Origin of the sequence: Streptomyces sp. NPDC044984 (assembly GCF_040646935.1) — a bacterium.
In the GTDB taxonomy this organism is placed as follows: Bacteria; Actinomycetota; Actinomycetes; order Streptomycetales; family Streptomycetaceae; genus Streptomyces.
Window position 1 is genome coordinate 1 of record NZ_JBEZBE010000110.1, and the last position, 1,333, is coordinate 1,333.

The window sequence follows — 1,333 nt, forward strand, 5'->3', positions numbered from 1 at the left end:
GCGACCTCGCGGGCGAAGCCGATCTCGTGGGTGACGACGATCATGGTGGTTCCGGTGCGGGCCAGGTCCTTGATGACGTCGAGGACCTCGCCGACGAGTTCCGGGTCGAGCGCCGAGGTGGGCTCGTCGAAGAGCAGCACCTTCGGTTCGAGGGCGAGTGCGCGGGCGATGGCCACGCGCTGCTGCTGGCCGCCGGAGAGCTGCCGGGGGTAGGCGTCGGCCTTGTCGGCGAGGCCGACCCGGTCGAGGAGCCGGCGGGCGGCCTCCTCCGCTGTCTTGCGCGGGCGGCGCAGTGCGGAGACGGGGGCCTCGATCAGGTTGTCCAGCACGGTCAGGTGCGGGAAGAGGTTGAAGTTCTGGAAGACGAACCCGATGTGGGTGCGCTGCTTCAGAACCTCTTTCTCCTTCAGCTCGTACAGCTTGCTCCCGGAGCGGCGGTAGCCGATGAGTTCGCCGTCGATGCTGATCCAGCCGCGGTCGACCTTCTCCAGGTGGTTGATGGTGCGCAGCAGCGTGGACTTCCCCGAGCCGGACGGGCCGAGGATCACGGTGACCTCGCCGGCGCGGACCTTCAGGTCGACGCCGCGCAGCACCTCCAGCGGTCCGAAGCTCTTGTGGACGTCGTGGACGTCCACCATCACCTCGCTCATCGGCTGTCTCCCGAGGGCTTCAGGGGTATGACGGGCTGGTCGGGCTGTGCTGCCGCCGCGCGCAGGCGGCGGACGAAGCGCCGGGCGCGCTGGAGTGGCGTGGGCGGCGGGGTGCGGTCGGTTCCCCGGGCGAAGTGCCGTTCCACGTAGTACTGGGCGGCCGACAGCAGCGAGGTCAGTACGACGTACCAGGCGGTGGCGACCAGCAGCAGCGGGATCACCCGGCCGTTGCGGCCGTAGATCACCTGCACCTGGTAGAACAGCTCGCCGATGGCCATCACGTAGACCACCGAGGTGCCCTTGAGCAGGCCGATGATCTCGTTGCCGGCCGTGGGCAGGATGGCGCGCATGGCCTGGGGCAGCACGATCCGGCGGATCTGCCGCAGCCGGGGGATGCCCAGGGCGGCGGCCGCCTCCGACTGTCCGTGGTCGACGGATATGACGCCACCGCGCACGATCTCGGCGGCGTAGGCGGCCTGGTGCAGCGTCAGTCCGATGACGGCGGCGCCGATGGTGCCGATGACGCTGTTGCTGTCGACGGACCAGAACACCGGACCGAAGGGGATGCCGATGCCCAGCCTCTCGTAGAGCGCGCTCAGGTTGAACCAGAACACGAGTTGGACGATCATCGGGATGGACCGGAAGATCCAGACGTAGGTCCAGGCGACGGTCTGCAGCACCGG

Annotated in this window: 2 protein-coding genes; both read right to left on the reverse strand. The window is 68.9% G+C overall.

What is annotated here, in order from left to right:
* On the reverse strand, positions 1-650 hold a 650-nt coding region (locus AB0A94_RS38680; RefSeq protein ID WP_361751735.1), incomplete at its 3' end, for an amino acid ABC transporter ATP-binding protein.
* Positions 647-1,333, reverse strand: a 687-nt coding sequence (locus AB0A94_RS38685; protein WP_361751738.1) for an amino acid ABC transporter permease, incomplete at its 5' end; no start/stop codon positions are given. The genes AB0A94_RS38680 and AB0A94_RS38685, both read right to left, overlap by 4 nt.